We start from the raw sequence: 23,813 nt of genomic DNA on the forward strand, positions 1-23,813 counted from the left end.
CGTTGAACTCTCCACCTCATCCCGGCACCCCGGCAGGCCCATGGCGAGCGAGAGGGCCATCAGTACTCGAATGCACTGCATTTCAGCGCGCTCCTTTCCTTCACTGCCCTGTAGTACACCTTGTCTGACGCAAGACCTGCGAGACCGCCATCCCAGAGCCGCGCTGCAAAGATCATTTGCCCTCGATGCGCACGCTGCACCCTTTGCAGGCAGAAATACCCCGAGACGCATTGCCGGCAAACCCCGATAGTCCCACGCAGATTACCTGCCGCACCATCAGGCGTCTTTCTGCAGGAATCCACACATGAGCCTGGCGCTGGTCCACAGCCGTGCCCGCGCCGGGGTCGACGCCCCGCTGGTGCGGGTGGAAGTGCACCTCTCTGGCGGCCTGCCTGCCACCCAGATTGTCGGCCTGGCCGAGACCAGCGTGCGCGAATCGCGCGAGCGCGTGCGTGCCGCCCTGCTCTGCGCGCGCTTCGACTTTCCGCAGCGGCGCATCACCCTGAACCTCGCGCCCGCCGACCTGCCCAAAGAAGGTGGGCGTTACGACCTGGCGATCGCACTGGGCATTCTGGCGGCCAGCGGCCAGGTCGATCCACAGTCGCTGCTGCAGTACGAATTTCTGGGTGAGCTGGGCCTGACCGGCGAGCTGCGCCCGGTGGCTGGCGCGCTGCCGGCGGCGATTGCGGCGGCCGAAGCCGGGCGCATCCTGGTGGTGCCGCCGGGCAATGCCGCCGAGGCTGCGCTGGCCGAGCACGCTGATGTGCGGGTAGCGCGTACGTTGCTGGAGTGCTGCGCTGGGTTGGGGAACCCACGCTTGCTGCCGCCAGTAGAGCGTGTGGACACGACGCCGTTGCCGCTGCCGGATCTGGCCGATGTGCGCGGCCAGGCGCATGCACGGCGCGCGTTGGAGGTCGCCGCTGCGGGTGGACACCACCTATTACTGATCGGTAGCCCTGGTTGCGGCAAGACGCTGTTGGCTTCGCGCCTGCCCAGCCTGCTGCCGGACACCGAGGAAGCCGAGGCGTTGCAGCTGGCCGCGATTGCCTCGGTGAGTGGTGAAGGGCTGGACCCACGGCGCTGGCGGCAACGGCCTTTCCGATCCCCACATCACAGTGCCAGTGCGGCGGCGCTGGTGGGTGGCGGCAATCCGCCCTGCCCCGGCGAGATCTCGCTGGCCCATCACGGCGTGCTGTTCCTGGACGAGCTCCTGGTTTAGCCCTTGACGCCAGTCGTCAAAGTGACTGAATATGCCTTTCGTACCAGTGATTTATTGTCTTTCGGACCTAGGGTCATAGATGACAATTATCAAATCCCTACACCTAGTTCGCTGCATTCCCAGGACGAGGATCTCTGCAGCTCTTGAGGGAAGGCTTCGTCAAGAGCGGGAAGGAATGCCCAAGGCCCCGAGCTGGCATGGCCCCGCGCTAGATAAGGCTCTGCAGGTGCTCGAATGCTATCTGCAGGTGACAGATCAGCGATTTGCTCCCTCGGACGTCATTACCGAGGGCGAGCTCGATTTGCTAGTCCACTTCGTAGCGACTTTCAAATCAGGACGGCTACTGAAGCTGGACACCTCCGACAGCGCCTATCAGTACTTGATGCCCATGTTCTCCGCGCTCTATGGGGTTTTTGGTGACCCGATGCTGATGGACATCGCGCGTAACGCTAGGCGTGGCCTCGGCATTAAAGTTGAACAGAGCGCAACCGAACTCGCTGCTTCATCTAATGATCTGGAACTCAATCTCGATGTAATCGACATGTGGGCCGGCTGGCCCGTGAAGTCCCAATCGGGGCGTGTTTCAGCAATGGATCTGTATTCCCTGCATACACGCCTGGGTGCAGCATTCGCGAGAGCCTACTGCAAGGCAGTGAATGATGAATACTCAACATCCAGGTCCACGTATACCAGCAACATCTATGGCCGTTTTGCGAACTACCTGGCGAACGACTCAGAGCCGCAACTCCTACAACGGTTGAGCAACAGCTATTTCTCGCAGAAGCTAATCGTGAGCTTCATGCGCGACTACTTCATCGATCGTCACACCGATGGCGTCTCTATCAGATATCTCAAGTCTAGCTGGCGAAACTTCGTCCGCTTCCTGGAGGGCCACATCTTTCCATCTGGACTAATCGCAGCGCCAGAAGTTCCGCTTCCCATACCGATTGCCAGCGCAACTGACGGCAGAAAGACTAGGATCAGAAAGTCTCTCCAGCCAGGTCGAGAAGATGAGGTCAAGGCGAACCTAATTACAGAAGTCCCTCTGAACCTCACCGACGTAGAGGCTGCAGAAGTAATTTTCAAGCAGCTCGAATCCGACTTGGAAGTAATAAGGTCATGGGCGCTGTCAGCAAAGGATGAGATTGTCAGGCTGCAAAATTGGCGGCGCGATCTCGCCTCTCGCCATCTTAGCAAGGACTTTCTGGATGAAGATACTTTTTTGGCGCGCACGGCATATCAGTATGAGAAGTTCGTAGAGAGCGGGAACCCCCCAAGAAGAGCTGCAGGATACTGCCGTGAACACCCTCAGAGACTTGGGATAGTTAGCGGCCTAGCACTCCTTCCATTTGCCATCCTGATCACGATTGAGCACCCCAATATCACCAAGGTGTTTCTAGACGATCTTGAGTTGTATGACAAGAATGGAAACCTGACGGGACTTGCCCACCTCGATGGGGGAAGCTATCTCACAGGCTACAAGATGCGGCGAGGCGCTATACACGCAGAGCAAAGGGTCAAGCTCAACTCTACAAGCCTCGAGCTCGTCGAGGACGTCATATCTCTCACCACCCCACTCAGGGAAATTGCCAACCTAAACGGAGGCGCACACGGTCGGCGCCTTTTTCTTGCTCATCGCTCTAAGACGATAAGAAGCTTGCCTAGCGCAGTCGGATTCGCGTCGATTGCCAGCTTCAATACGCCCGGAATTGCTCGGGATATAGCACGTAGAACCGGGGTCGATGCATCGCGGGCAGAAAGACTCGCCAAGCTCCTGAGCGTGCGCTCTGTCCGGGCCACGATGGCAGTGCTACATCTTCGAGATACCGGAAGCCTGGAGCAGACTGCAGAGGCCATAGGTCATAAGGCCCCGCTGCCAAAGCTCATGGATTACTACGTCCCTGAGCCGCTTCACGACTTTCTGCGGATGAGGTGGATAAGGATCTTCCAGACGGGAATCATTATTGAAGCCATGCGGGAGAGCCCCTTGTTGCTCGAAGCGAGTGGTCTATCGGATCTAGGCCAACTTGATGAGTTCTTGAACAATCACGCGCTAAACATCCCCACCGGGAAACCGTCAATCGATCCCTCCGGAGCAAAGAATGACTCAGAAGCTCTTGTTTGCATCTCACCCGAGGTCGTACGGGTTCTCTCCAGCATTGAGAGCCGGGTCGAGGCGAACAGACCAGAATCACCGGGAATCTTGATTGCATGGGCAGCCTTCTACGCAAAACTGAAGTCAGTGGTGCTCGGGATGAAAGATAGGCCTGACCTGATAGAAATTCTTTGTAAAAACGACCCGGAGCTAGGCCGTGAGTAGGCGATCACACACAGATCCACTGCATGAGGAGCTTTCATTCCTAGCACCATACATGCAAGACAGAGGCGAGTCATATCGCCAGTCGAGGCATCTCGGTGTGGACTATAAGAGTTCCCGATGGTCCTTGGAGCTGCCAAACGGCGACCGGATTGAGGTCGACTTCGATGTAGTGCTTTCGGACGGTCACAGCCTCGCGTCCCCCAAACACATCGCTGTCTGCGAGACATTCAAGTCATGGATCTGTATTCAGACACATGTGGATGTCACCGGAGGCAGTGCTCCCGCCTCTCTAACCATTGCAAACTCTGTGAGGGAAGTTCTGCAGCTGATTGATTTCTTCCTACTCAATGCAGAAGATTTCAAACTATGCGAGTACGGGCTCGAAGCGGTGACAAAAGAGGACCTTGTAAAAGCAATACACCAGATTAGTTCTGAAGAGCACATCGGTTCGAGCCTGTACAACTGGCCAATAGTTCTGGCTGCGTTCCTGCGGGAGAAAATTTCAGCACCCACCTTTGTAGCGGATGAAACGCTCGATTCAACTCCATCCTTAAGCACAGTACTGTTGGACCAAGACTCATGGACACTAGGACTTTCAACTGAAGAAGTCATAATGGCACGGGCTTGGCTCCAACAGAACGGCTTCATCTCCAGCCCAACTATCTATGGCATTCCTAGACTTCAAGTGGGCGCTCTGTTTGCGGCCGTTTACCCAAACCTCCTCCGAAGGAAGAGAACGCTGCAGAGGCTTGACGAGTTCAGGTTACACACAGATATCGGTGGTGACGTAGAGCTCGCACGAGCACCTATCTACTCGGATACTGACGACGGGATCTTAAAGAGAAGAGTCAGTAAGTATACCGGCAAGCTAGGGCAGCTTCTCCTGCTGAATGACGCGGGGTTCAACACCCCGTCACCAAGCGCCATGATAGATCTCGCAGAACACCAGCCAGCCGGCCCTTACCGACCGTCAGGCAGGTTTGCGACGATTCCCTACCCCGTAGTTCTGTTTTACCTCCGCCACGCCTTAGAGTTCACACTGACCTACGGTGAGGACCTTCTCAATGCCTATACGCGGCTCATCACCGCAGCAAAGGCGCGGGGCATGCGCGCTTCACGGTACATAGATAGGGTAGGCATAAAGCATGTGCTGCCCCAGTCGCTGCTGCAGTTGGGAGTTACGCGATGGCGTATCGCACCTACAGGAAGGGAGAAAATAAGTGTCGCGGAGTTTACCTCAAAACTTCGTAGTAACGCATCTCTCTATGAGCTTCTGCGCATCTACTTCGCCAGCCTCCAGATCGTCATCGGCGTCTTGGCCGCTAGGCGCCAAGCTGAGTTGCAGGCACTTTATCCGCAAAACTGTGTCGGCGCAGATGGCACGTCCCTTCGATTCAAACAAGGCAAGAGCGGCATGGGTGACAGGAGAGAAGTCGTCGAACGGCCCTTGCCTCCCATAGCAATTCGCTTGATCGAGCAGGTTCGGAAGTTCCAGGACAGCCTTATAGCGGAAGGAATCGTCTCCGACTATTTCCCCCTTCTAAAGACTCCAGGAATGAATGGATCGACGTCGTCAAGATCATTCACCGCAGCAGCCCATCGAGGACTTGATCTGTTCGCTGACTACTTCCAAGCACCTACCGACGAGCAAGGGCGGCGCTACTATCTGAGGCAGCACTGTTTCAGACGAGCCTTTGCCATGCTCTTCTTTTGGTCATCGGGGCTCGGCAACCTTGATGTACTTCGATGGTTCCTAGGCCATACTGATGTTGAGCACGTCTATCACTACATCACAGAAGCAACACCAGGTACTGTACTTAGGAGCGTGAAATCTCAGTTCATTGTTGAGACCACCTTTGACAATGCGTCCGCCTACCCAGCGTTCATTGATCTTATCGAGGAGAAGTACGCTACGCGAGATGTTTCAGTCCTTGCAAAGGACGAACTCGTCGCATACCTCGATTACCTTCAAGAAGACGACCGGGTTAGCATCGAGCCGGACTTCGCGACAAGCGAGGATGGCACAAGCTATGAAGTGGTTTTTCTTGTTCGAAGGAAGTAGTGCATGCCAAGGCCCACGATGCAGCAACGCTCAGCTTCTCTCCAGGCACTCCTAGCGCTTCTGTATGAGTGCGTTTCCGAACCTTCACGCCACGTAAATGACTCGATAGCCTCTCATTTGGAGACTCAAGGAGATCTGGCCCGATTCGACGACCCGAATCGAGGCATAAGCGCTTGCTCACTAAACACGATGAAGTCAACAGCCAAATTTCTTTTGGATGGCGGATTCGATACAGTGAACATGGCACGAATAAAGGCCTACCAGGCAATACAGCTAAGCCAGCACGCCATCGCACCCAAGCGGACTTCCACTGCTAGAGTTGCCCTTCAAGCGCAGATCCAAGCTGTTCGGAAGGAACTGCAGATTGCGCTTCAGGACCTGCTTCTGCTGCAGCGCGCCTACCGAATTCGTTGCAAGCAAGCGCGCTCGTATGCACTGGAGTCGAACAACCCCTCCATCGTAGCTCGATGCGACGCTGAACAACGCCAGTCGGATCTCGGCCTCAGTTTGGCCTCAAGGCAGGATCTTGTAGCCGAGGCGAATCGCGCACCCAACGTGCACCCTATCGAAGCCGGACTATGACATCATCTGCCCGAATTTTGACCAGACCTGACTTTGAGCTGCCGCTCTACGTCGAGAGTGACGGCACGCTAAAGACCCGAGAGGCAGCGTTCATACCCATGATTCGTTGGCCTGACGGACGGTGGTGCCACCATGCGAACGACTACATGCTCGCGTTGTTTGAGCGTGGCAAGTCGAGGCGTCAGCGCGGCGGCACTCTGTCAACTTACGCCGCCCACTTATCGCACCTGATTCGATTCTGCTATTCGCACGCACTAGGTTTCGGGGAGTTGACTGACAACGAATTCAGGGCGTTCGTCGCCTCACTAAAGACATGCGAAGAAGATCGTTTCAGCTCAAGCCGATCTGCTGTCAATCGTAGCAATAGCAGTGTTCTGGATATCGCGCGCACGGCAATAGGATTTTTGAAGTGCGTAGCGGAATCCACCAGTGACCCAGGTTTGATTGGCCCTGGAGGGCGGATTAATATCGTCGAGCACCGATCTGTCCGGATGCCGAGGAAGAAGGGGGGCAACCCAAAAGTTTCGATGCACTGGACGCACAGCTGCCTGCCTAAACCGAGCGCCAAGAAGTCTCGCAAACCAATATCATCAAGTGACATAGAGAAGCTGCGCGAAGCAACCGTGCGCGTGTCTACCAGCTCATTTCTTCGCAAGCGCCGACTTGTGATGCTCCGGCTTTTGGAGATGACCGGCGCCCGACGAGGAGAAATAGAATTGCTGTGCTGCCGCGATATCTATGCTGCGGCCGCAATGCGAGATCCAATGTTGCGTCTCAAGACGCTCAAATCCGACCAGAATGCTGCACGAGAGGTGCCAGTGTCAGCCTCGGATCTTCGACTCATCATCGAGTACATCGAGAAGAACAGGCGCCCTCTACTTGCCAACCTTGGCGTTGCCGCCCAAGATGAAAATCATCTATTGATTAGCGCCACTACGGGAAAAGGCCTAAAGGCGAACACAATCACAAATGAGATCGGCTTCATTGCGAAGGCCGCGAATTTGGAAACGCAGTGCTGCCCGCATCTATTCAGACATAGGTTCATTACGAAGGCCGTCCAACTGATCGTAGATCGGAACATTACGCAGAATAGAAGTGCCTTCCGGCGGACGATCATGGATTCTGGAACACTTCTCGTCCACCTCATGCAATGGACCGGCCATAAGGATCGAGAGTCTTTTGCTGGATACATTGATCTTGGCTTCGATGAAGGCCCATCGGCTGTTGATAGGAATGCTGCGGCACGACTTCGCCTAGCCGTTGAATCAACCCTCAGGCAAGTGAAGACTTTGATGATGGAACTGCCGAAAGATGGGATCACCGGCTCCAAATCATCGGTCTTGCTGGAGGTTGTTGGCACCCTGCACCGCGAACTCGTTGACGCGATGTCTGCCGACTAGCCACATCTTCTACTGTAAGGTCAGTATCCCGCTTACTAGAGTTTGGCCGACTTAAGCAAACTCGAGAGCGGAATCCCCAAGGCTTCCGCTAGTCGCACCAAGGTACTTAGCCGACAATCCTTTCTCCCTTGCTCGATGTGTCCGAGCTGGGTGCGATGCATGCCCAGACGGTCCGCAAAGTCCTCCTGCGAGACCCCAAGCGTCTGCCGTGCGGCCTTGATGGCGGCACCGAGAGCTTGCTGGGGCAGAGGAGTGTTCACACTCCAAAGCTTTCGCTCTGTAGTACTTTGGGTCTACAGTACTTACGGTAGCATTCGCCCCGCTGGCCTTGCCAGCCCTTCTTTCCCGTAGAGCTGAGATTGCATTCCCTCCAAGGTGATGATGATGAGCTTCTTCTTGGTAGACGCTGACTCCGAGTTCACCCTTGAGCTCACTCTTAGCCCCGAGACCGCAGTCGACCTCCGCCGCCAGATCGAGAAGCTCCAGAGCGGCGCCGACGGCTCCAGTCTATCTAGGCGACTCGCCATGGAGCTTTCTCGCCTGGTGCCTGAGATGCTGGATTGGGACGTAAAGAGACCCACCAAGGCGCAGATCGCCTACGCGCGCTCCATCTGCTACCGATTGAAGATCGCCCTGCCAGAAGAAGCTTTGGAATCCAGGCACACGATGCACATCTTCATTGCATCGCGAGGAAAGTCTGGCGGCTAGCCATGTTGTCCTTAGCTGTGCGCCGTCATTTCCCCATTTGCGACCAGATCTCACATTGTCGCAACCTCTGAGGCATCGATCCGTTGGTTCAGGGGATTCGGGCCAAGCCATGATGATGTCGGTACCCAATCCGGGCTTGCCCCATTCTGCAAGTGTGCGGGCATCGTTTCACGTGGTGAGCCAAGACAGCACGCCTCACGACCGCGGATGCCGCCCCTTGATCATCGAGGCGTAGTGGCCGGCTTCCAGTTCACCGAAGTACTGATCACGCAGGGGCCTGGTGAACCTCAGGCCGTCCAGCAGGTCGTTCTCCCACGTGGGCAATGGAATTGCGGATCGGTACAGTCGCCCGACTCGGTCCGACTCCGCGGTGAACTGGTTGGAGCGCATTGGCGAAGACGGCAGGGCGGAATCATAGGTGCAAGCATCCACCGTCTGCTCACCGCTTTCAGTAATGGCGGCGCTGTATCCGTTCTTCTGGAGGTACGCCACCACCGCGAGATCCGGCAAACCACTCGGCGGAGAAGCAGTTGAGCCGACCGGAGCTACGCTCAACCACCCAGCGGCACGGAAGCAGCACAATAGCCCCTCTTCGCTCTCGACAGCACGACCACATGCAGCTCGATACCTTCTTCAAGAGCAGCCACAGGAGGATTCTTACCCGTATACCCCCCGATCGACAAAGGCCAACATCCTGGTCTGCCCCATGACGTGCCGGATTTACCTCGCCAGAGCGCCCACTTGGGCACGCTCCTGCCCATCTGCCGGCGTCACCTGCGCCGCTAACAGGCGACCGAGCGTGTCCACGGCCATGTGCACCTTGCCCCCTCTTCCGCTTCAGCCGTCGTAGCCGGCGCGCGGGCCGCTTTCGCACGTCGACTGCAGCCTGCGCACACCCAGGACTACACACTGCAGCCAGCGCTGCGCTAACTGATACACCGCTTTCCATCGCAGACATTCGTGCAGGATCCATCGTCAAGGAGCCCCCGCTCGCGACATGCAACACAGGGCATTGAACATCAAACGCAAATCGCCTTGCGTTGTCGTGCTTCAGGATCCACCGGGGTCAGATACGCTGCAGCAAACACCCATTCCTCAACGGACACACCTGTCGGTTAAGAACGGCGCGCTATCATCCCACTAAGGTAGCGCGGCTAGGTCAAAACTCATTGCTGCTCTAGCGAGCACGCTTTCTAGGCGTCTTGAGCTTCAGCATCGCCATTGGGCTCACTGAAGGCACGGGAACAAGCCGAATCAGTTCATCCTGAAGCCCCAGTGCCTTAAGAACGGAAGCCAGCGTAAGTAATGTCGAGCCGCGCCCTGCCTCTAGCTCAATCAACGCGCGTCGAGAAATCCCTGCCTTGTCCGCTAGCGTGGCTTGGGAAATGTTGGCGGCGAGTCTGCGGTCTCGTATCCGAGATCCCAGCATTTCTAAGAGCTCTGATGGTGAGTGAATGATCATATGTTTCTTGTGAGCGGAAATACGCTCACTAGCCGGCTTTCCGGCCCGTTGTGTGCGCATATCTGCACATTAGAAATGGACAGACTAAGTCCGAAGCACTGGGCACTAGGCCCCGCCATTCGCTCGAAGAAGACCGGAACCTGGTGTCTACATCGGTCCCGTCGTAGCTGCCGATCCGTCCCCGCCGGCTAGAGCGGCCACGCGCTCGGTCAATCTTCGATATGCGACCTTCAGACCATCGTCTTCAGGAGGGTAAGGAGAGCAATACAGCGGAACCTCAACCCAGAGATGTTCCTGCCCAGATTTCACGTAGGGGCCATGGTCGTCTACCAGCAAAGCCTCCCCAATTCGCGGAGAAACGAAAGCCAGGTCTTTGGTCCCACCAGACCAACGAACGTACAGAAGCTCTGCGAACCAAACTGGAGCGCTGCCTTCGCGAACCAAAAGCTCAGCAATGCTGCGCACCCGGCCCTCAGGGACCGTCGTGAAGAGAACCAACTGATCGAACTGCGATTGCACGCCTGTGAGGAACGAGTACAAACCCGGCCTGGGGATCTGACTGATTGCGTTGGAGATCAGCGTTCCCTCTAGGTCCAGCGCCAAAATGGTTGGCTTCATATAGGGTCTCGGCTGCTACTACGAGCCACTACCTTGCGCCGCGGCCAGGCATCTGTCCATCCCGTGAGCCTACTGGTACGCCGCTAATGGGGTGGCCGGATGGGCTGGCAATGCGGCAAGCTTGTACAGCGCATTGAGCGTGCCCTATACCCGCGCAAGTGGCACGAACGGCTGCATGAACTAGCCAGTTCGGTTAGAGGTAAGCATACATCCTGCCCCATGGACCGTGATCTTCCATGATGATCGTACTCTTGGCGCGCGACGGACAGCCACACTTGTAGGCTCCCGCCTACGCAGATTGGACTTTGAGGCGGTGCAACTAGGCAAGCTTCCGAAGGACGGGCTGGATCAACTCGTTGAGCCATGTTCCTAACCCGCAGCGTCCCACGTTGTATTAGGGAACAGGATGAGCCAGACGCTGTCAGGGTATCAAGTCATGAGCATCCAATTCTTCGATAGCGATCCGCGCCTCGTGGAGCCGGCACTGAAGGCCTTTGTGGAAATCGCTGAGGCTTGGTCACTTACCATCCACGAGCAGCTTTCCATTCTTGGACTGCCTATCGGGGGACGCCATGCTCGTTGGACGCTGTGACCTTCGGCGCCCCCCCCCAATTGCTTGAGCGAATCAGCTACGTGATTGGCATCTATCGCGCGCTACGCACCATCTTTCCCAATCGGCAACAGGCAAACGCATGGATTCGTCGAGCCAACGCTGCCGCACCCTTCAAAGGAGACACCGCAGTAGCCCTGATGTGCAGCGGGGGAGTCGCTGGACTCTCTACGGTACGACAGTACCTGGAGGCTGGTGGAACAGTCGATGCTTAGGCGCGCGTAGCAGCTGCGGCCTGGGCTGATACCGCCTTAACCATACTGGTGTTGAGCCAGCCCGGAGCGAATCGGCTCGGCCAGAAGTGTGAATGCGCGTGGATTAGTCCGCATAACTATAGCTGACATGCATGGTGCGCCTTCCCGTTGTAATGTAGGCGCCTACGTAAAGAACGCTGGCGGTGGCTACCGCTGTGCGTCAGCCATGGGAAGGGCGACCTCTGGGGGAGAGGCATGATACGAACCATCAGCATTCAGGGTTTCCGCAGCTTCGATCCAGCATCGAGCACTGCAATTTCTTTCGAGCCAAGTAAGCGTGTCGCCTACTTCTATGGCCTCAATGGCACGGGGAAGTCTGCGATCGGCCAGGTCATCCAGGGCTATGGGATGGGCCAGAATCCCATACCCAATTGCGTACTGAGCGTATTTCCGCAGGACGCAAAGTATGATTATCTGGTTTACAACGACCAATTCGTCGAAGCCAATTTTCGCAACCGGGGCGATATGCCAGGGATCTTCACCATTGGTGACCCTGAATCGTCTGCTTTGGAAGCTGCTGAGGGCTTGGAGCACGAGATCGCTACTTGGCGTGATCAACATGAAAGCCTGGCAGAGCAAGAGCAGCTGCGCCAGATCGAGGCAGACAGTGCCCATGATAGTGCGATCAGGGGAGTGTGGAAAAGCTACGCGTTGCTGAAGGATGGCCCGTTCAAGCGCTGGTTGCCATACGGGAATTCCAAACAGCGCTTCTTTGACGCGCTCCAAGCCAGGTCGAGGCTTACCTATGAGGGGGAACCGCCGGAACTGGAGAAGCTTGAGCAGCTGCTCACCGAGCTTGGCGACAGCCATTCGATGCCCAAGCCTCGGGTTGTTGTCGACTTTCCCAATTTCGATCGCATCGAACACGATGAGATCTGGCCCGACCCGATCATTGGCTCAAGCGACAGTGCTCTTTCGGCGCTTATCAAGGACATCGAAAACTTCGACTGGGTCAGTCAAGGGCGACCGTACGTTGAGCGAAGCCACGATCTCTGTCCGTTCTGCCAGCAGAGTCTTCCCCCGGCGTTCCCCCAGGAGCTTGCCAAGCTATTCGATGCAAGCTTTGAAAGGCGCGTGGAACGAGCAAGATTGCTCGCGTCCTCCTATGCCTCCGACGTTACTAGCCTTGAACAGGCGATCAACAACCTTCTTGAGACGGAACCGTACGCTTCAGAAACCAGTGCAATCCGTCTCGCCTGGGCAAACATAAGTCATCTTCTAAGCGAGAACGCTCAGCGCATGGCCACCAAATCCGGATCGCCCCAGAGGATCATAGAATTGCACTCCACCAAGGCGTTGATGGCCCTGCTTGATGATGCGATCGATGAGGTGTCCAGACGTGTCGATGAACACAATCGACGCCTGAGCCGACGGCAGTCCGAGCTTACGCGAATCGAGAACGGCTTCTGGATGCGTCTTTGCGCGAACAATGAGGGCGTCCTAACCCTTTACAAGACAACATTAAAGAGCACAGCCGACGCACTTGAGGCCATCCGCGAGTCGAAGGCCAACCTTCGTCGGCAGATTAGTCTAGCTGAGCTGCGCCTTGTTGAGCTTCGCGCGACTAGCGGTGGTACAGAAGAGGCCGTTGTTGCGATCAACGCCAGGCTGCAGTCGCTGGGTGTCGACTCTTTCAAGATCGAGCGCGGTGAGGGTGATCTGTACCACCTGGTGCGCCCGGGTAAGGGGCCGGATACGTACGGATCATTGAGTGAGGGAGAGAAGACGCTCATCACATTTCTCTACTTCGTAGAGCTAATCACTGGATCGTTCGTTTCAAATACGTCGTCCCCCTTGGAACGGAAGATTGTTGTTATTGATGATCCGATCTCTAGTCTTTCGCACAATTTTGTATACGACATTGCCGCCACGATCTCTAGAGACATCATTGGCCTGAAGAACGCGCACAATAGGGGGGTGAAGCAGGTGATTGTGCTTACACACAGCCTCTTCTTCCTCAATGAACTCATCAAGGTCGGCACAAAGGCAGATCCCCCGCAACTGCAGCGCGTCATCAAAAAGCGTTACACGGCGATTGCGCCGATGAAAATCGAAGACCTTAGGAATGACTACGAATCCTGGTGGCAGGTGGTCAAGGATGCGTATCAGGACCAAGTGAGTACTGCCACTGTCGCGAATGCAATGCGGTGCATCCTGGAACGGTTCTTCTACTTCACGAAGCGGCAGGAGTCGTTCAGAACTGTGATGGATAAGCTTGCAGCGCAGGATCGCTCATTCCTTGCCCTGAGCCGCTACCTCGCCCACCACTCTCACGGTGATGCCAATACGTTGACTGACTTCGGCGAGTACGATGTCAGCTACTGCCTCATGAAGTTCAAAGCGGTCTTTGATGAACTAGGCTTCCCAGAACACCATCGTCTCATGGCAGGACTGCCGGAGGCGTAGCGTAGTAGACAGTGCAGCCTCCCGCTACGGCCTGACATCGACTTCAGATTTCACCAGGCGGCCCTTGAAGCTTCCTAGAGATCCCATGGGAACTGCGATCTGCGAGCATCGCCCACCTACACAGTCAGCCGATCGCCAGTAGCGACAGTGAGCCTGCCCCTCCCCCGATAGCAGGGCAATCAGCCGGTAGGACATAGATTTCGCCCTCATTCTGGCGACTGGAAATTCGCTTGAGTCCCGTGTTCTCGTGCGGATCCCGCAGGGGCGTTCCATGCTAGTTCACGGTGGAGGCGCTCCCCGTAATAGAACGCCCGCCACGCTTCGATTTTGCTCCTCGCATCGGCCAACAACAAGAACCAATACTCGTTCATGCATTCCTGCCGAAGCCAACCATTGAAGCTTTCCTCCGTCGCGTTGTCCGTCGGCATTCCGCGTCGGAAGAAATTCAACTCCACGCCGCTTTAATAGGCCCAACGGCCCATGACCCTGCTGGCAAACTCACTGCCGTTGCCCACCTTAATCGCATCCGGCGTGCCCCATTGAGCGACCAAATGTGCCACCGCGTCGGCCACATCGTCCGCGTGCAAGGACTGATCCACGACTGTCACGCGCCTTGGGCATGTACGAGAACGCCGAGCGCGACATGGACACGATCCGCAGCACATGCCGCTCACTGTTACCAAATCGCTCTTGCAGTCGACCCACCCAGGCGCGCTTCTGGGCAGACCTCAGAGCTTTCTTGTGACCATCGCCTTGTCCAGGCTCAGCTCAGCCACCAACTGCTTGAGCTTGCGATTTTCCTCCTCCAGCAATCGCAACCGCTTGAGCTCGGACGCCCCACACCCGCCGTACTTCTTGCGCCATACGTGGATCGTCGCCTCCGCAATGCCCATCTTGCAGCACACCTCACCGACCGTAAGACACGAAGTATCTAATCACTGGAAATGAGGAATGCAGAAAGTCTCAATCCTCTTGTCCTAGAGGCTATCCTGAGCCTGGGTGCATGTAAGCTCTTCGCTCAATGCCCACAGCCGTTGTGCTGAGCTGCTGTCAATGGCGTATGGAGCGACGCCGTAGTTCTTCCGACTGGGACCGGGGTTAGTCGTATCGCTTGAGGTGATCTCGACCTCCGCAATATCGGAGTTTACACAAAACACCCCTCCTCTTCCGGAAAGAGTGGGGTGCGCAGCGCACCATACATGGGTTGCGGCACCCTGTGGTATGGACTTCATATCTCGGCCCGGATCAATAACAGGGGCGCCGTCGGAAGTAATGTTTCCTGACGCGATCAACTGCTCCGTCGGGATGTGCTTCGCAAGACCTGTGACAATTCCGCCGGGGTGTAATGAGAAAGCTCGGATTCCAAACTGAATTCCTCTTCTATCAAGTTCAGTCGCGAAGAGTATATTTGCCGTCTTGGATTGCCCATAGGCTATCCAGCCATCGTATTCACGGCGGATAAAGTTGATGTCGTCATAGTCAATGTCGGCCAGTCGATGGCCCATGGATGACACTGATACTACTCGCGCACCCTCTGCACGCCGCAGTGCTTGCCATAGCCCCAGAGTAAGCTGGAAGTGGCCAAGGTGGTTTGTTGAGAGCTGAAGCTCGTTTCCCCTGCTGTCTCGCTCGAGGTCAGGGGATGCCATTATCCCCGCATTGTTGATGAGGATGTGGAGCGCAAGGCCTGACCGCACCATATTTCTCGAAAAATTTCGAATGGAATCTGGGTCGGTTAGATCCATCGACTGTACCTCAATGCATGCGCCAACGTTAGCAATGGCTCGCTTCGCTTTGGAGATGTCGCGCGCAGGAACTATTACTCGTGCGCCAGCTGAAGCCAGCGTTCGGGCGGTCTCGAGCCCGAGGCCTGCGTAGCCACCAGTCACGATTGCCAGCTTGCCGGTGAGGTCGATGCCTCTAGCAACATCCATAGATGTGCTATGCGCGTTGTAGCCAGAATTTAAAGGTTCCTGTGCTGTTATCACTTGTTAATCTCGTATTGATGGCCCGCCCCTATGGCGCGCCTAGATGTACTCTTGGGTCTTGGGCGGCCGATCAAAAATATGGGAACTATTTGAGATCGTCCTTTGAGGCATCCGAGCTCTTCCTGTTGAAGCCCTTTCCATTGCCAAAGCTCAGCTGCGCGTACGTTGAGCGTTAGGTGCTGCGTCGGACTCTGCAGTGCAGTTGTCTTTGGTGCCGCGCCGAGTTTGGCTATCCATCCCTTTGTCGTGTAGCGGCATGGCCTTATCGAAAGAGTGTCTAGTTATAGTTCATGCGCCATGGGTGCGTGGCGTGCGTTTTGTGAAGCAAAGTGTTGATCAATGCTGGCCGCTGGCGCGATCCAGTGCGAGTATGATCATGAGCTATCGCAAGCGCTTCGGCTTGCTTGACAATGATTGATATAGGTTTTGTGTTGGTTATTTGGAGTAGTTTTATGACTGATGAGAGGCAGGTTCAAGTGGGCGTCGGGGTACTTGTCTGCAGGGGCCACAATGTCCTACTGGGGCTGCGTCGCGGTTCGCATGGCTCTGGTGAATGGGGGCCACCCGGTGGCCACCTAGAGTATGGAGAGGATGTTGTTTCGTGTGCGATGCGCGAAGTTGAAGAGGAAACCGGATTGAGGTTGCTGTCGATCGAGTCTGGTCCATATACAAACGATGTCCTTGCCGACATCGAACGGCACTATGTCACGTTGTTTTTGATCGCGCGTCGCTTTGAGGGTGAGGTCACGCTCATGGAGCGGGACAAGTGTTCTGAATGGCGTTGGTTCAGTTGGGATGATCTTCCGGAGCCTCTCTTTGCCCCTTTCCGGAGCTTTGTTCTCGGTGGATTTCGCCCTTGATTGAAGAAACGTGGTGCGAGCTATGAACGAGCTGCGTATTGAGCTGCCTTGGTTTTCATGCGCACTTTTGATCCTGAATTTAAAGCGCTATTCCCATTTCGTTGGAGATCCGTCTCTGTCAGCGACAGTGTTTGGGGCTATTGAGTAGCTCGATGAGGTCGAGCGTGGCGTTATGCGCTGCGTTCCCAGTTAGATTGGTCTTTCCCCTGATCCGCATGCGTTTGAGCAACTGCCCAAGCCCTCCGCTAGTGCGCTGTCACAACAATTGCAGCTCCATGTAATGCTGCGGATGGCCTCGGATCCCTCGGGAAGGTCCTGCACTCGACGCCGTTGACCTGGCTTCCGCTGCTGCGGTATCGCCAAATTACCTGCAGCACTCAATTGACATGCTCCGCCCGTGCCTAGACCAATCCAGCGTCTGGCGAGAGCGCGATGTCAACACCAACGTAAGGCACGACCAGCTCGCGCGCATGGGGATATCTCTGATTTCGTCGACCTACTGCACTTTGGCGCGGCACGTTGAATTGCGATCCAGATGATTCAGTGCAATCGTCGTGACCCGGCCGCGGCGAGGCCTCAGGCGACGTTAGTAGTCCATGTGATCCTACAAATCCTTGTTCTTCTTACCGCAGGCCTCACCTGGTTAGCGCACGTCAGCAGAACTGAGGCCGACGTTCTCAGTATCTAGCCTTCCGCCTCCGCGCGGGAGTGAATATTTTAATTCCCTGAAGCTGTTTCGTTGGCGACCAGGCCGGAGATCCGCGCTTCTTGCGCATACATGAGCGTGTCGCTTCGATTGCGCTCAGCCTTATGGTCAGAATCTCCTTCGAGGGCTATTTCGAGCGCCTGTGTGAACTAGCGACGGCAGATTTCCGTCGTCGCTTGTCTCCGCCCAAGGGGCGGCCCGTTAGACCGTCTTTGTGTGCCGTTTGGGTTGGGTTCAATGCTGGTGCTCAGGCCATTGGGGGGCCTGACATTGATCGCTAGGGACTCGCCTTGTTGTGATGCGAATTGGTTCCTTATCAGAAACGGTGAAGTTCCTCGTTCTGTACCGACACATACCACTCTGGCGTCTATGATTGAGACTAACGGGAATGATTGCCATTTGTATTTGGTGCTGACTTGGTGTCCGTCCCTATAGCGATTGGCGCGGCGCTTACGGGAGAGGAAAAGTGAAGCCGAAACTGGAGCGTGGGGTGGTCGTGCGCGGTTTTGTCGCCTTGCTGGGTGGCTATGCGGTGGCAGGAGTTTGTTCTGCAGCGGTTGCTCGTATTTTGCCCTGGAGCGCCGTCGATGCGTCGCTCTTTGCAACGATGGCTTCCTTTCCAATCCATGCTGCAACCGCGGTCTACGCGTTTGCCGCGTGTAATTTGGTCCGCGTACTGCTGATGTTGATCCTGACTTCAGGCATGGCCGGCGTGATTATTTGGATTTCCGCGCAATGATGGGTGGATTTCGCGACTCTCAAAGGATTCTGCACACGTGGTCGGGTCTGATAGTCGGCTGGGTGCTATTCCTGATTTTCATTGCCGGTACGGCGGCATACTGGAGAGAAGAACTGACCCGCTGGATGCAGCCGGAAGTCGGCCTGCCCGCCGATGCCACCACCGCAGCGAAACAGGCCCAGCAGTTCCTGGCGCGCACCGCACCCGACGCGCTGCGCTGGAGCATCGAGCTGCCCGATTCGCGCAGCAGCGCCACCACCGTCAATTGGCAGCCGAAGGGCGAAAAGGAACGCCCCCGGGGCCAACGCAATCTCAACCAGGCTACGCTGGATGCCAACGGTACGCCTGTGCAGGTACGCGAAACACGTGGCGGCGACTTCTTTTACCGACTGCATTTCGATCTGCACTACGTTCCGGCGCTTTGGGCACGCTGGTTCATCAGTGCCTGCTCCATGCTGATGCTGGTGGCGATCATCAGCGGAGTCATCACCCACAAGAAGATCTTCATAGACTTCTTCACCTTCCGCCGCGGCAAGGGTCAACGCACCTGGCTGGATGGTCACAACGCGCTGGCCGTTCTTTCACTGCCGTTCCACCTGATGATCACCTACACCGGTCTGATCACCCTGATGACGTTGTACATGCCTTGGGCGGTTATGGCTGGCTATCCCGGGGGACGTAGCGCACTCTTCGCCGAAATCTCTCCGAGGGTAGAGAAAGTCTCGCCTAGTGGGATCTTTGCAAAGCCGCCGGAGCTCGCTGAATTGCTGCATTATGCTGAATCGCAGTGGGATGGTGGCCGTGCCATGTCATTGCGGATCGACCATCCCGCCGATGCCGCGATGCGGATTGTTCTGAGCCAAGATCAGGGCGATAGGATCGCCAGCTCCCCTGGCCTGCTCGTGTTCGATGCAGAAGGGGGTCTGCTGCAGGCAACTGTGCCACGTTCGCCCGTGGTCATCGCGCGCGACGGTATGATCGGTCTCCATGCAGCGCGCTTTGCGCCCACCCTCATGCGCTGGCTATTCTTCCTGTCCGGCGTGGGCGGCACGCTGATGGTCGCCACCGGGCTGGTACTGTGGACGGTGAAGCGTCGCACCCAGCTGCCCGATCCTGCGCGTCCGCATCTGGGTTTCCGCATCGTGGAACGCCTGAACATCGGCTTCGTCAGTGGCCTGCCGGTGGCCATGCTGGCCTTCCTGTGGGGCAACCGCCTGCTGCCGGTGGAACTGGCCAACCGCAGCGATGCCGAAGTGAAGGTGTTCTTCTACGCATGGGCGGCCTGCCTTCTGCACGCGCTGCTGCGCCCCGCCCGTCGCGGCTGGGTGGAACAGCTGGCATTGGCCGGCGTATTGGCGCTGGGCCTGCCGCTGTACAACCTGGTGGCCTGGCACGGTGGCGCGCTGTCCGCGCTTGCTGCCGGGGATGGCGCCAAGGCCGGCATCGACATCGGCCTGCTGCTGATCGGCGCCGGCCTGCTGTGGGCCGCGCGCAAGGTGCACCGTTTCGTGCCGGCGCAGCGCAAGCCCCGCGCCGCACGCACCACCACGCCGGCCGAGGCGGGCGCATGAGCGTGCTCGCACTGCTGTTGGCGGCCGCCGCCTCCGCCTGCCTGGCCATGGCAATGGAACGCCACCACCGCGATGTGGTCGGCCATGCGCCACCGACGCCGCGCCGTCGCCTGCTGCAGGGGCTGGGCGTGCTCGGGCTGCTCGCCAGCCTGCTGGCCAGCATCGCTGCCTGGGGCATTGCACAGGGTTTTGTTGGTTGGTGCGGCGTGCTCGCCGCCGGTGCCGGGGCGATGGTGCTCTGGCTCAGTTTCCGCAGCCCGGCCAAGCCGGCGCCACGCCCGTCTTCCCGTTCCTGAACTAGAAAGGTCATTCCATGAAGCACACGCACTCTGGCGCCCTGCGCCGGAACGCCCTCGCCTTGTCGCTCGCCTGCGCCGCCGCGCCGGCATTCGCCCAGGACAGTACGCCGACCACCACCGAACTGGATCGGGTGATGGTGACCCAGCGCACCGAGGGCTACCAGGTCTATGGCACCAACACCGCCACCAAGCTGCCGCTGACCCTGCGCGAAACCCCGCAGTCGCTGACCGTGTTCACCCGCCAGCGCATCGAGGATTTCAACCTCATCACGATCTCCGAGGTGCTGCAGCAGACGCCCGGCGTGACCATCCAGTCGTATGACAGCAACCGCACGCTGTTCAACGCGCGTGGCTTTGCCATCAACAACTTCATGTTCGATGGCATTCCCACCAACTACACCACCGGTGCCGGCGGCAACTCGATCCTCAGCGACACCTCCATCTATGAGCGCATTGAAGTGGTGCGCGGTGCCAGCGGCCTGGTCACCGGCTCGGGCAACCCGTCGGCCACGGTGAACATGGTGCGCAAGCGCCCGACCGAAACCTTCCAGGCCAGCACCAGCCTCAGCGCCGGGTCGTGGGATTACAAGCGGGCCGAACTGGATGTGTCCGGCCCGCTCAGCAAGAGTGGCCGCGTACGGGGTCGCTTCGTCGGCGCCTACACCGACAAGGAAAGCTGGGTGCGCTTCCAGCATGACAAGTCCCCCAGCCTGTACGGGGTGATCGAAGCGGACCTGACCGACAGCACCCGCCTGCGCGCGGGCATCGATTACCTGAAGACCGGTTCCGATGGCGGCGCCTGGAGCGCCTCGCCGCTGTACTTCCGCGATGGCAGCCGCGCGCAGATGCCGCGTTCCTACAGCGCGGCAGCGCGCTGGAACGAATGGAACCGCCAAAGCACCAACTACTTCGCCACCCTGGAACAGCAGTTCGGCGCCGGCTGGAGTGGGCGCCTGGCCTACAACCACCGCGCCACCGATACCGATTCGTTGCTGCTGGCCGGATCCAACACCGGCAACTGGGCCGACCCGGTCACCGGCCTGGGTCTGCGCATTGCCGATACCTATTCGGTGTCGGAAACCCGCGAAGATGCCTTCGACCTGTACGCGTCCGGTCCATTCCAGCTGTTCGGTCGTTCGCACGAGCTGGTGGTGGGCATCAATCATTACGATCGTGACCTGGACACCATCCGCGCCGGCATCACCTCGCGCCCGTACAACGTGGCCGCCTTCCCCAGCATCTACAGCTGGGACGGCAACATCGGCAGACCGACCACCTACAACGACGGCATTCCGTCCAGCACGGTGAACACCACCGAGACCGGCTACTACGCCGCCGTGCGCCTGAACCCGATCGACCCGCTGAAGATCATCGCCGGCGCGCGCTATTCCGATTACCGCACCACCACCGACAACTACAACACCGACGGCGTGTTCACCAGCCGCAGCGCGCGCACCACCGCCCATGAGCTGACCCCTTACGTGGGCGTGCTGTACGACCTGAGCAGCAGCATCACCGCCTTTGCCAGCTATTCGGACGTGTTCCAGGCCACCGCCCGGCGCGACATCAACAACCAGCTGCTGGACCCGACCACCGGTGGCAACTACGAGTACGGACTGAAGGCCGACTTCTTCGGCGGCCGCCTGTACGCCGCATTGAACGGCTTCTACATGAAGCAGGACAACGTGGCAGAGCTGGACCCGAACGGCGGTGAGATCAAGCTGCCTGATGGCAGTTCGCCGTACATCGCCAGCCGCGGCATCACCACAAAGGGTGGCGAGTTCGAAGTCTCCGGTTCGATCAACGACCACTTGAGCATGACCGGCGGCTACACCTACAGCTACAGCAGCAACCCCGATGGCAGCCGCTTCGCCAGCACCAGCCCGATGCACCTGGCCCGCTTCAATACCACCTGGACCCATGGCCAGTGGACGCTGGGCGGCGGTGTCAGCGTGCAGAGCGGGATCTACCAGATGCAGCCCATTCCCACCGGTCGCTTCAATGCCAACGGCACGCCGGTCACGGCCACCGGCCGGATGAGCCAGGGCGGCTATGTGCTGTTCGATCTGATGGGCCGCTACCGCATCAACGACAACCTGAGCGTGGGCGTGACGGTCACCAACCTGTTTGACAAGGTCTACTACCGGAACGTCGGCTTCTTCAACTCCGGCTATTGGGGCGAACCGCGCCGCGTGCTGTTCAACCTGCGCGCGACCTTCTGAGCTGACGAGGTTTTGTAATAGCGCCGAAAGGAATGAAGGTACACCGCTTCGCTACGCGTTACCGATGCGCTCGCTAAAGGATCGCCACATACCAATGGAAAAATGGTGACTGCGCCGTTCATTCTATTGACCTCCTTGGTGGTCCGCTCATTCGGGGAGCGGGCTGTATAGCGAGGATTGTGGTGAGCGCTCGCGACTGCAAGGAGAACGGTACAAGAGGTCATCGACTACGCGTGCTCTAATCCGGATATCGCGCCGTCATTCAGAATGCGCTGTCGGTTCAAGTGTGTCGAACCAGGCCAGATATGGGGGGGGGCAGAGATCCTTCTGGCCGCTGACTATCGAAGACTTACAGCCGGGCTTTGTGACCCATGCCCACTGTGTTCAACGTAAGCGTTGGCGCTGTGGCGTATAGGTATCCCTGATATTTTCGAACACCTCAGTCAGGTGCACTTTCCCGCTAAGTAGCCCGATTCAAGGGCAAGCAGATGCTTCAAGCCTCGCCATAGGAAAATAGTCATGCTGCCCCGCCGTGATTCTCGCTTAGTTTCGGTGCTTAGTTAGAGTATGCAGCCGGTTTGACCAATTGATGTGGGTGAGGAAACGGAGTGAGTCCCAACCCCAGCGTACTGAATTCGCGTTCTTCTTTGTATCCTTGTGCTGCGCATGTAGAGTTCTTGAATATGTTGGCAATCGCGCAGGCATGGTCGAAGTTGCTATGGGTCTGCCAAGTGATCGTAGACCGCATGCACCGGTGACAGGTGCGCGATCGGCTTCGTGTAGTTGATCCTGAAGGGATTGGTGCAGGGCGGTGCTGTAGCTGCAGGACACTACGGTGCCTCACCCTAGGCGAGTTAGCTGGCATTTGTCATCACACGTTTTTTGGAGCTTCTATGAGCGAAATTAATCGACCTTCGCTTGCAGTTCTGGATAAATACTATGGAGATGAGGCGCAGCCTTTGTACACCGGGCGCGTACGGGTTAGCGGAGGTGTGAGCAAGCACGGGCGAGCTTCCGGCGTTGTGCGATCGGACGATGGGGAGTTAGCGCTGGACTTGCGCCTGCCACCTGATCTTGGAGGTCCGGGCGGAGGGACGAACCCGGAACAGCTGCTAGCTGCAGGTTATGCGGGCTGTTTTCACGGCGCTTTGGTGCTCGTTGCTGCGCGGGCGGGCTTGGAACTTCCGAACCCGTGTGTTGATGTTGCGGTCACTTTTGCTCGCGATCCAGTCGATGGACTCTACTTGCTGCAGGCACAGATCGTTGTGTCATTGCCTGGGATGGATCCTGTTCAGGCTGAAGAATTGGTACGTAATACTGAGCGCGTGTGCCCGTATGCGAAGATGTTTCATCGCGGCATCGGGCATGGGGTTCGGGTGGTCGTTGAGTGATCGCTGGAGGCGATTGCATTAGCTGTGGCCGTGGCTCGCTGTTGAGGGACTGCGCCGGATGATGGAGTCTGCCAGCTACTCCCCCGCTCGTCCGAGTTTCCCGATATTTTTGGGATGATTCTTATGTCCAGCCCCTCAACCTTAAGGCCTTCGTTGCCCCTCCCTCGATGAGGGCAGATTGCGTACTGATGCCCAGCCTTCCGCTGAGCTAATGCGGCGATGATCAGGCTTTCAATAGACCTCTCTTGCATATCAGCGATCTCCTTGCTGCTAGTTGACCGGGAGGGCTCTGCGCGCTCCTGGTTCGAGAACACGAAGGAGAGAGCGCGCCGAGTCGCGCGCTTAGAAATTCTCTTGGAATGTTCTTGAGTACAGGGCGATGATCTTCAAGGAGTG

The 23,813-nt window shown here is 57.5% G+C and carries 20 protein-coding genes and 1 pseudogene; 14 read left to right on the top strand and 7 right to left on the bottom strand.

Annotated features, from left to right (window positions below):
- Nucleotides 1-304: 304 nt before the first annotated feature.
- The 4 genes and pseudogenes from AB1281_RS18495 to AB1281_RS18510 all read left to right on the top strand — a co-directional run.
- Nucleotides 305-1,210: pseudogene (locus tag AB1281_RS18495) on the top strand (YifB family Mg chelatase-like AAA ATPase); the annotation flags it as partial.
- 88 nt (nucleotides 1,211-1,298) lie between these two features.
- Complete coding sequence (locus AB1281_RS18500; protein WP_430346625.1) at nucleotides 1,299-3,539, top strand: hypothetical protein; 2,241 nt, start codon at nucleotides 1,299-1,301, stop codon at nucleotides 3,537-3,539.
- Nucleotides 3,540-3,636: 97 nt separating this feature from the next.
- On the top strand, nucleotides 3,637-5,601 hold the full coding sequence (locus tag AB1281_RS18505) for a hypothetical protein (protein ID WP_430346626.1): 1,965 nt from the start codon (nucleotides 3,637-3,639) through the stop codon (nucleotides 5,599-5,601).
- 851 nt (nucleotides 5,602-6,452) lie between these two features.
- Complete coding sequence (locus AB1281_RS18510; RefSeq protein ID WP_430346627.1) at nucleotides 6,453-7,583, top strand: tyrosine-type recombinase/integrase; 1,131 nt, start codon at nucleotides 6,453-6,455, stop codon at nucleotides 7,581-7,583.
- 35 nt (nucleotides 7,584-7,618) lie between these two features.
- Here AB1281_RS18510 and AB1281_RS18515 read toward each other — a convergent pair whose 3' ends face one another.
- Nucleotides 7,619-7,843: a helix-turn-helix domain-containing protein gene (locus AB1281_RS18515; protein WP_430346628.1), complete on the bottom strand. Its 225-nt coding sequence runs from the start codon at nucleotides 7,841-7,843 to the stop codon at nucleotides 7,619-7,621.
- 124 nt (nucleotides 7,844-7,967) lie between these two features.
- On the opposite strand from AB1281_RS18515, the gene AB1281_RS18520 reads away from it, so the two are divergent.
- Nucleotides 7,968-8,291, top strand: a complete 324-nt coding sequence (locus AB1281_RS18520) for a hypothetical protein (RefSeq protein WP_430346629.1) — start codon at nucleotides 7,968-7,970, stop codon at nucleotides 8,289-8,291.
- A gap of 195 nt (nucleotides 8,292-8,486) precedes the next feature.
- On the opposite strand, the gene AB1281_RS18525 is transcribed toward AB1281_RS18520, so the two are convergent.
- The 3 genes from AB1281_RS18525 to AB1281_RS18535 form a co-directional block, all read right to left on the bottom strand.
- Nucleotides 8,487-8,783 (bottom strand): hypothetical protein, encoded by a 297-nt coding sequence (locus AB1281_RS18525; protein WP_430346630.1) that lies wholly within the window; start codon nucleotides 8,781-8,783, stop codon nucleotides 8,487-8,489.
- A 685-nt stretch (nucleotides 8,784-9,468) separates the two neighbouring features.
- A complete protein-coding gene (locus AB1281_RS18530) occupies nucleotides 9,469-9,813 on the bottom strand; it encodes a helix-turn-helix transcriptional regulator (protein ID WP_430346631.1) in 345 nt (114 codons plus the stop codon).
- Nucleotides 9,814-9,900: 87 nt separating this feature from the next.
- The gene (locus AB1281_RS18535) at nucleotides 9,901-10,371 is read right to left on the bottom strand and encodes an NIF family HAD-type phosphatase (protein ID WP_430346632.1); all 471 of its coding nucleotides are present in this window, start codon (nucleotides 10,369-10,371) and stop codon (nucleotides 9,901-9,903) included.
- 406 nt (nucleotides 10,372-10,777) lie between these two features.
- On the opposite strand from AB1281_RS18535, the gene AB1281_RS18540 reads away from it, so the two are divergent.
- The 3 genes from AB1281_RS18540 (at nucleotide 10,778) to AB1281_RS18550 (ending at nucleotide 13,641) form a co-directional block, all read left to right on the top strand.
- A complete protein-coding gene (locus tag AB1281_RS18540; protein WP_430346633.1) occupies nucleotides 10,778-10,963 on the top strand; it encodes a hypothetical protein in 186 nt (61 codons plus the stop codon).
- Nucleotides 10,964-11,004: 41 nt separating this feature from the next.
- The gene (locus AB1281_RS18545; protein WP_430347015.1) at nucleotides 11,005-11,196 is read left to right on the top strand and encodes an antitoxin Xre/MbcA/ParS toxin-binding domain-containing protein; all 192 of its coding nucleotides are present in this window, start codon (nucleotides 11,005-11,007) and stop codon (nucleotides 11,194-11,196) included.
- Between the two features lie 234 nt (nucleotides 11,197-11,430).
- The gene (locus AB1281_RS18550) at nucleotides 11,431-13,641 is read left to right on the top strand and encodes an AAA family ATPase (RefSeq protein WP_430346634.1); all 2,211 of its coding nucleotides are present in this window, start codon (nucleotides 11,431-11,433) and stop codon (nucleotides 13,639-13,641) included.
- 206 nt (nucleotides 13,642-13,847) lie between these two features.
- On the opposite strand, the gene AB1281_RS18555 is transcribed toward AB1281_RS18550, so the two are convergent.
- The 3 genes from AB1281_RS18555 to AB1281_RS18565 all read right to left on the bottom strand — a co-directional run bounded on the left by AB1281_RS18555 (nucleotide 13,848) and on the right by AB1281_RS18565 (nucleotide 15,575).
- Nucleotides 13,848-14,096 carry an integrase core domain-containing protein gene (locus AB1281_RS18555; protein ID WP_430346635.1) on the bottom strand — a complete coding sequence of 83 codons (249 nt, stop codon included), beginning with the start codon at nucleotides 14,094-14,096 and terminating at the stop codon, nucleotides 13,848-13,850.
- Between the two features lie 273 nt (nucleotides 14,097-14,369).
- Nucleotides 14,370-14,546: a transposase gene (locus AB1281_RS18560; protein WP_430346636.1), complete on the bottom strand. Its 177-nt coding sequence runs from the start codon at nucleotides 14,544-14,546 to the stop codon at nucleotides 14,370-14,372.
- A 72-nt stretch (nucleotides 14,547-14,618) separates the two neighbouring features.
- Nucleotides 14,619-15,575, bottom strand: a complete 957-nt coding sequence (locus tag AB1281_RS18565) for an SDR family NAD(P)-dependent oxidoreductase (RefSeq protein ID WP_430346637.1) — start codon at nucleotides 15,573-15,575, stop codon at nucleotides 14,619-14,621.
- A 506-nt stretch (nucleotides 15,576-16,081) separates the two neighbouring features.
- Between AB1281_RS18565 and AB1281_RS18570 the strand changes: the two genes are divergently transcribed.
- From AB1281_RS18570 to AB1281_RS18595, 6 genes are all read left to right on the top strand, one after another.
- Nucleotides 16,082-16,489: a nucleotide triphosphate diphosphatase NUDT15 gene (locus AB1281_RS18570; protein WP_430347016.1), complete on the top strand. Its 408-nt coding sequence runs from the start codon at nucleotides 16,082-16,084 to the stop codon at nucleotides 16,487-16,489.
- 1,172 nt (nucleotides 16,490-17,661) lie between these two features.
- The gene (locus AB1281_RS18575) at nucleotides 17,662-17,934 is read left to right on the top strand and encodes a hypothetical protein (protein ID WP_430346638.1); all 273 of its coding nucleotides are present in this window, start codon (nucleotides 17,662-17,664) and stop codon (nucleotides 17,932-17,934) included.
- Nucleotides 17,931-19,505, top strand: a complete 1,575-nt coding sequence (locus AB1281_RS18580; RefSeq protein WP_430346639.1) for a PepSY-associated TM helix domain-containing protein — start codon at nucleotides 17,931-17,933, stop codon at nucleotides 19,503-19,505. The genes AB1281_RS18575 and AB1281_RS18580 overlap by 4 nt, the downstream gene beginning before the upstream one ends.
- Complete coding sequence (locus tag AB1281_RS18585; RefSeq protein WP_430346640.1) at nucleotides 19,502-19,801, top strand: DUF3325 domain-containing protein; 300 nt, start codon at nucleotides 19,502-19,504, stop codon at nucleotides 19,799-19,801. The genes AB1281_RS18580 and AB1281_RS18585 overlap by 4 nt, the downstream gene beginning before the upstream one ends.
- Before the next feature lie 17 nt (nucleotides 19,802-19,818).
- Nucleotides 19,819-22,026, top strand: coding sequence for a TonB-dependent siderophore receptor (locus tag AB1281_RS18590; RefSeq protein WP_430346641.1), 2,208 nt, complete (start codon nucleotides 19,819-19,821; stop codon nucleotides 22,024-22,026).
- Nucleotides 22,027-22,919: 893 nt separating this feature from the next.
- The gene (locus tag AB1281_RS18595) at nucleotides 22,920-23,417 is read left to right on the top strand and encodes an Ohr family peroxiredoxin (protein WP_430346642.1); all 498 of its coding nucleotides are present in this window, start codon (nucleotides 22,920-22,922) and stop codon (nucleotides 23,415-23,417) included.
- The last annotated feature ends 396 nt before the right edge of the window (nucleotides 23,418-23,813 follow it).

The sequence above is a fragment of the Stenotrophomonas sp. NRRL B-14846 genome (assembly GCF_050473585.1).
In the GTDB taxonomy this organism is placed as follows: domain Bacteria; phylum Pseudomonadota; class Gammaproteobacteria; order Xanthomonadales; family Xanthomonadaceae; genus Stenotrophomonas.

What these genes read in the sequence shown, in the direction of transcription:
- AB1281_RS18570 (WP_430347016.1), top strand. Translation starts at nt 16,082, where the DNA reads ATGACTGATGAGAGGCAGGTTCAAGTGGGCGTCGGGGTACTTGTCTGC.
- AB1281_RS18540 (WP_430346633.1), top strand. Translation starts at nt 10,778, where the DNA reads ATGAGCCAGACGCTGTCAGGGTATCAAGTCATGAGCATCCAATTCTTC.
- AB1281_RS18535 (WP_430346632.1), bottom strand. Translation starts at nt 10,371, where the DNA reads ATGAAGCCAACCATTTTGGCGCTGGACCTAGAGGGAACGCTGATCTCC.
- AB1281_RS18500 (WP_430346625.1), top strand. Translation starts at nt 1,299, where the DNA reads ATGACAATTATCAAATCCCTACACCTAGTTCGCTGCATTCCCAGGACG.
- AB1281_RS18585 (WP_430346640.1), top strand. Translation starts at nt 19,502, where the DNA reads ATGAGCGTGCTCGCACTGCTGTTGGCGGCCGCCGCCTCCGCCTGCCTG.
- AB1281_RS18550 (WP_430346634.1), top strand. Translation starts at nt 11,431, where the DNA reads ATGATACGAACCATCAGCATTCAGGGTTTCCGCAGCTTCGATCCAGCA.
- AB1281_RS18595 (WP_430346642.1), top strand. Translation starts at nt 22,920, where the DNA reads ATGAGCGAAATTAATCGACCTTCGCTTGCAGTTCTGGATAAATACTAT.
- AB1281_RS18520 (WP_430346629.1), top strand. Translation starts at nt 7,968, where the DNA reads ATGAGCTTCTTCTTGGTAGACGCTGACTCCGAGTTCACCCTTGAGCTC.
- AB1281_RS18590 (WP_430346641.1), top strand. Translation starts at nt 19,819, where the DNA reads ATGAAGCACACGCACTCTGGCGCCCTGCGCCGGAACGCCCTCGCCTTG.
- AB1281_RS18530 (WP_430346631.1), bottom strand. Translation starts at nt 9,813, where the DNA reads ATGCGCACACAACGGGCCGGAAAGCCGGCTAGTGAGCGTATTTCCGCT.
- AB1281_RS18565 (WP_430346637.1), bottom strand. Translation starts at nt 15,575, where the DNA reads ATGGATGTTGCTAGAGGCATCGACCTCACCGGCAAGCTGGCAATCGTG.
- AB1281_RS18580 (WP_430346639.1), top strand. Translation starts at nt 17,931, where the DNA reads ATGATGGGTGGATTTCGCGACTCTCAAAGGATTCTGCACACGTGGTCG.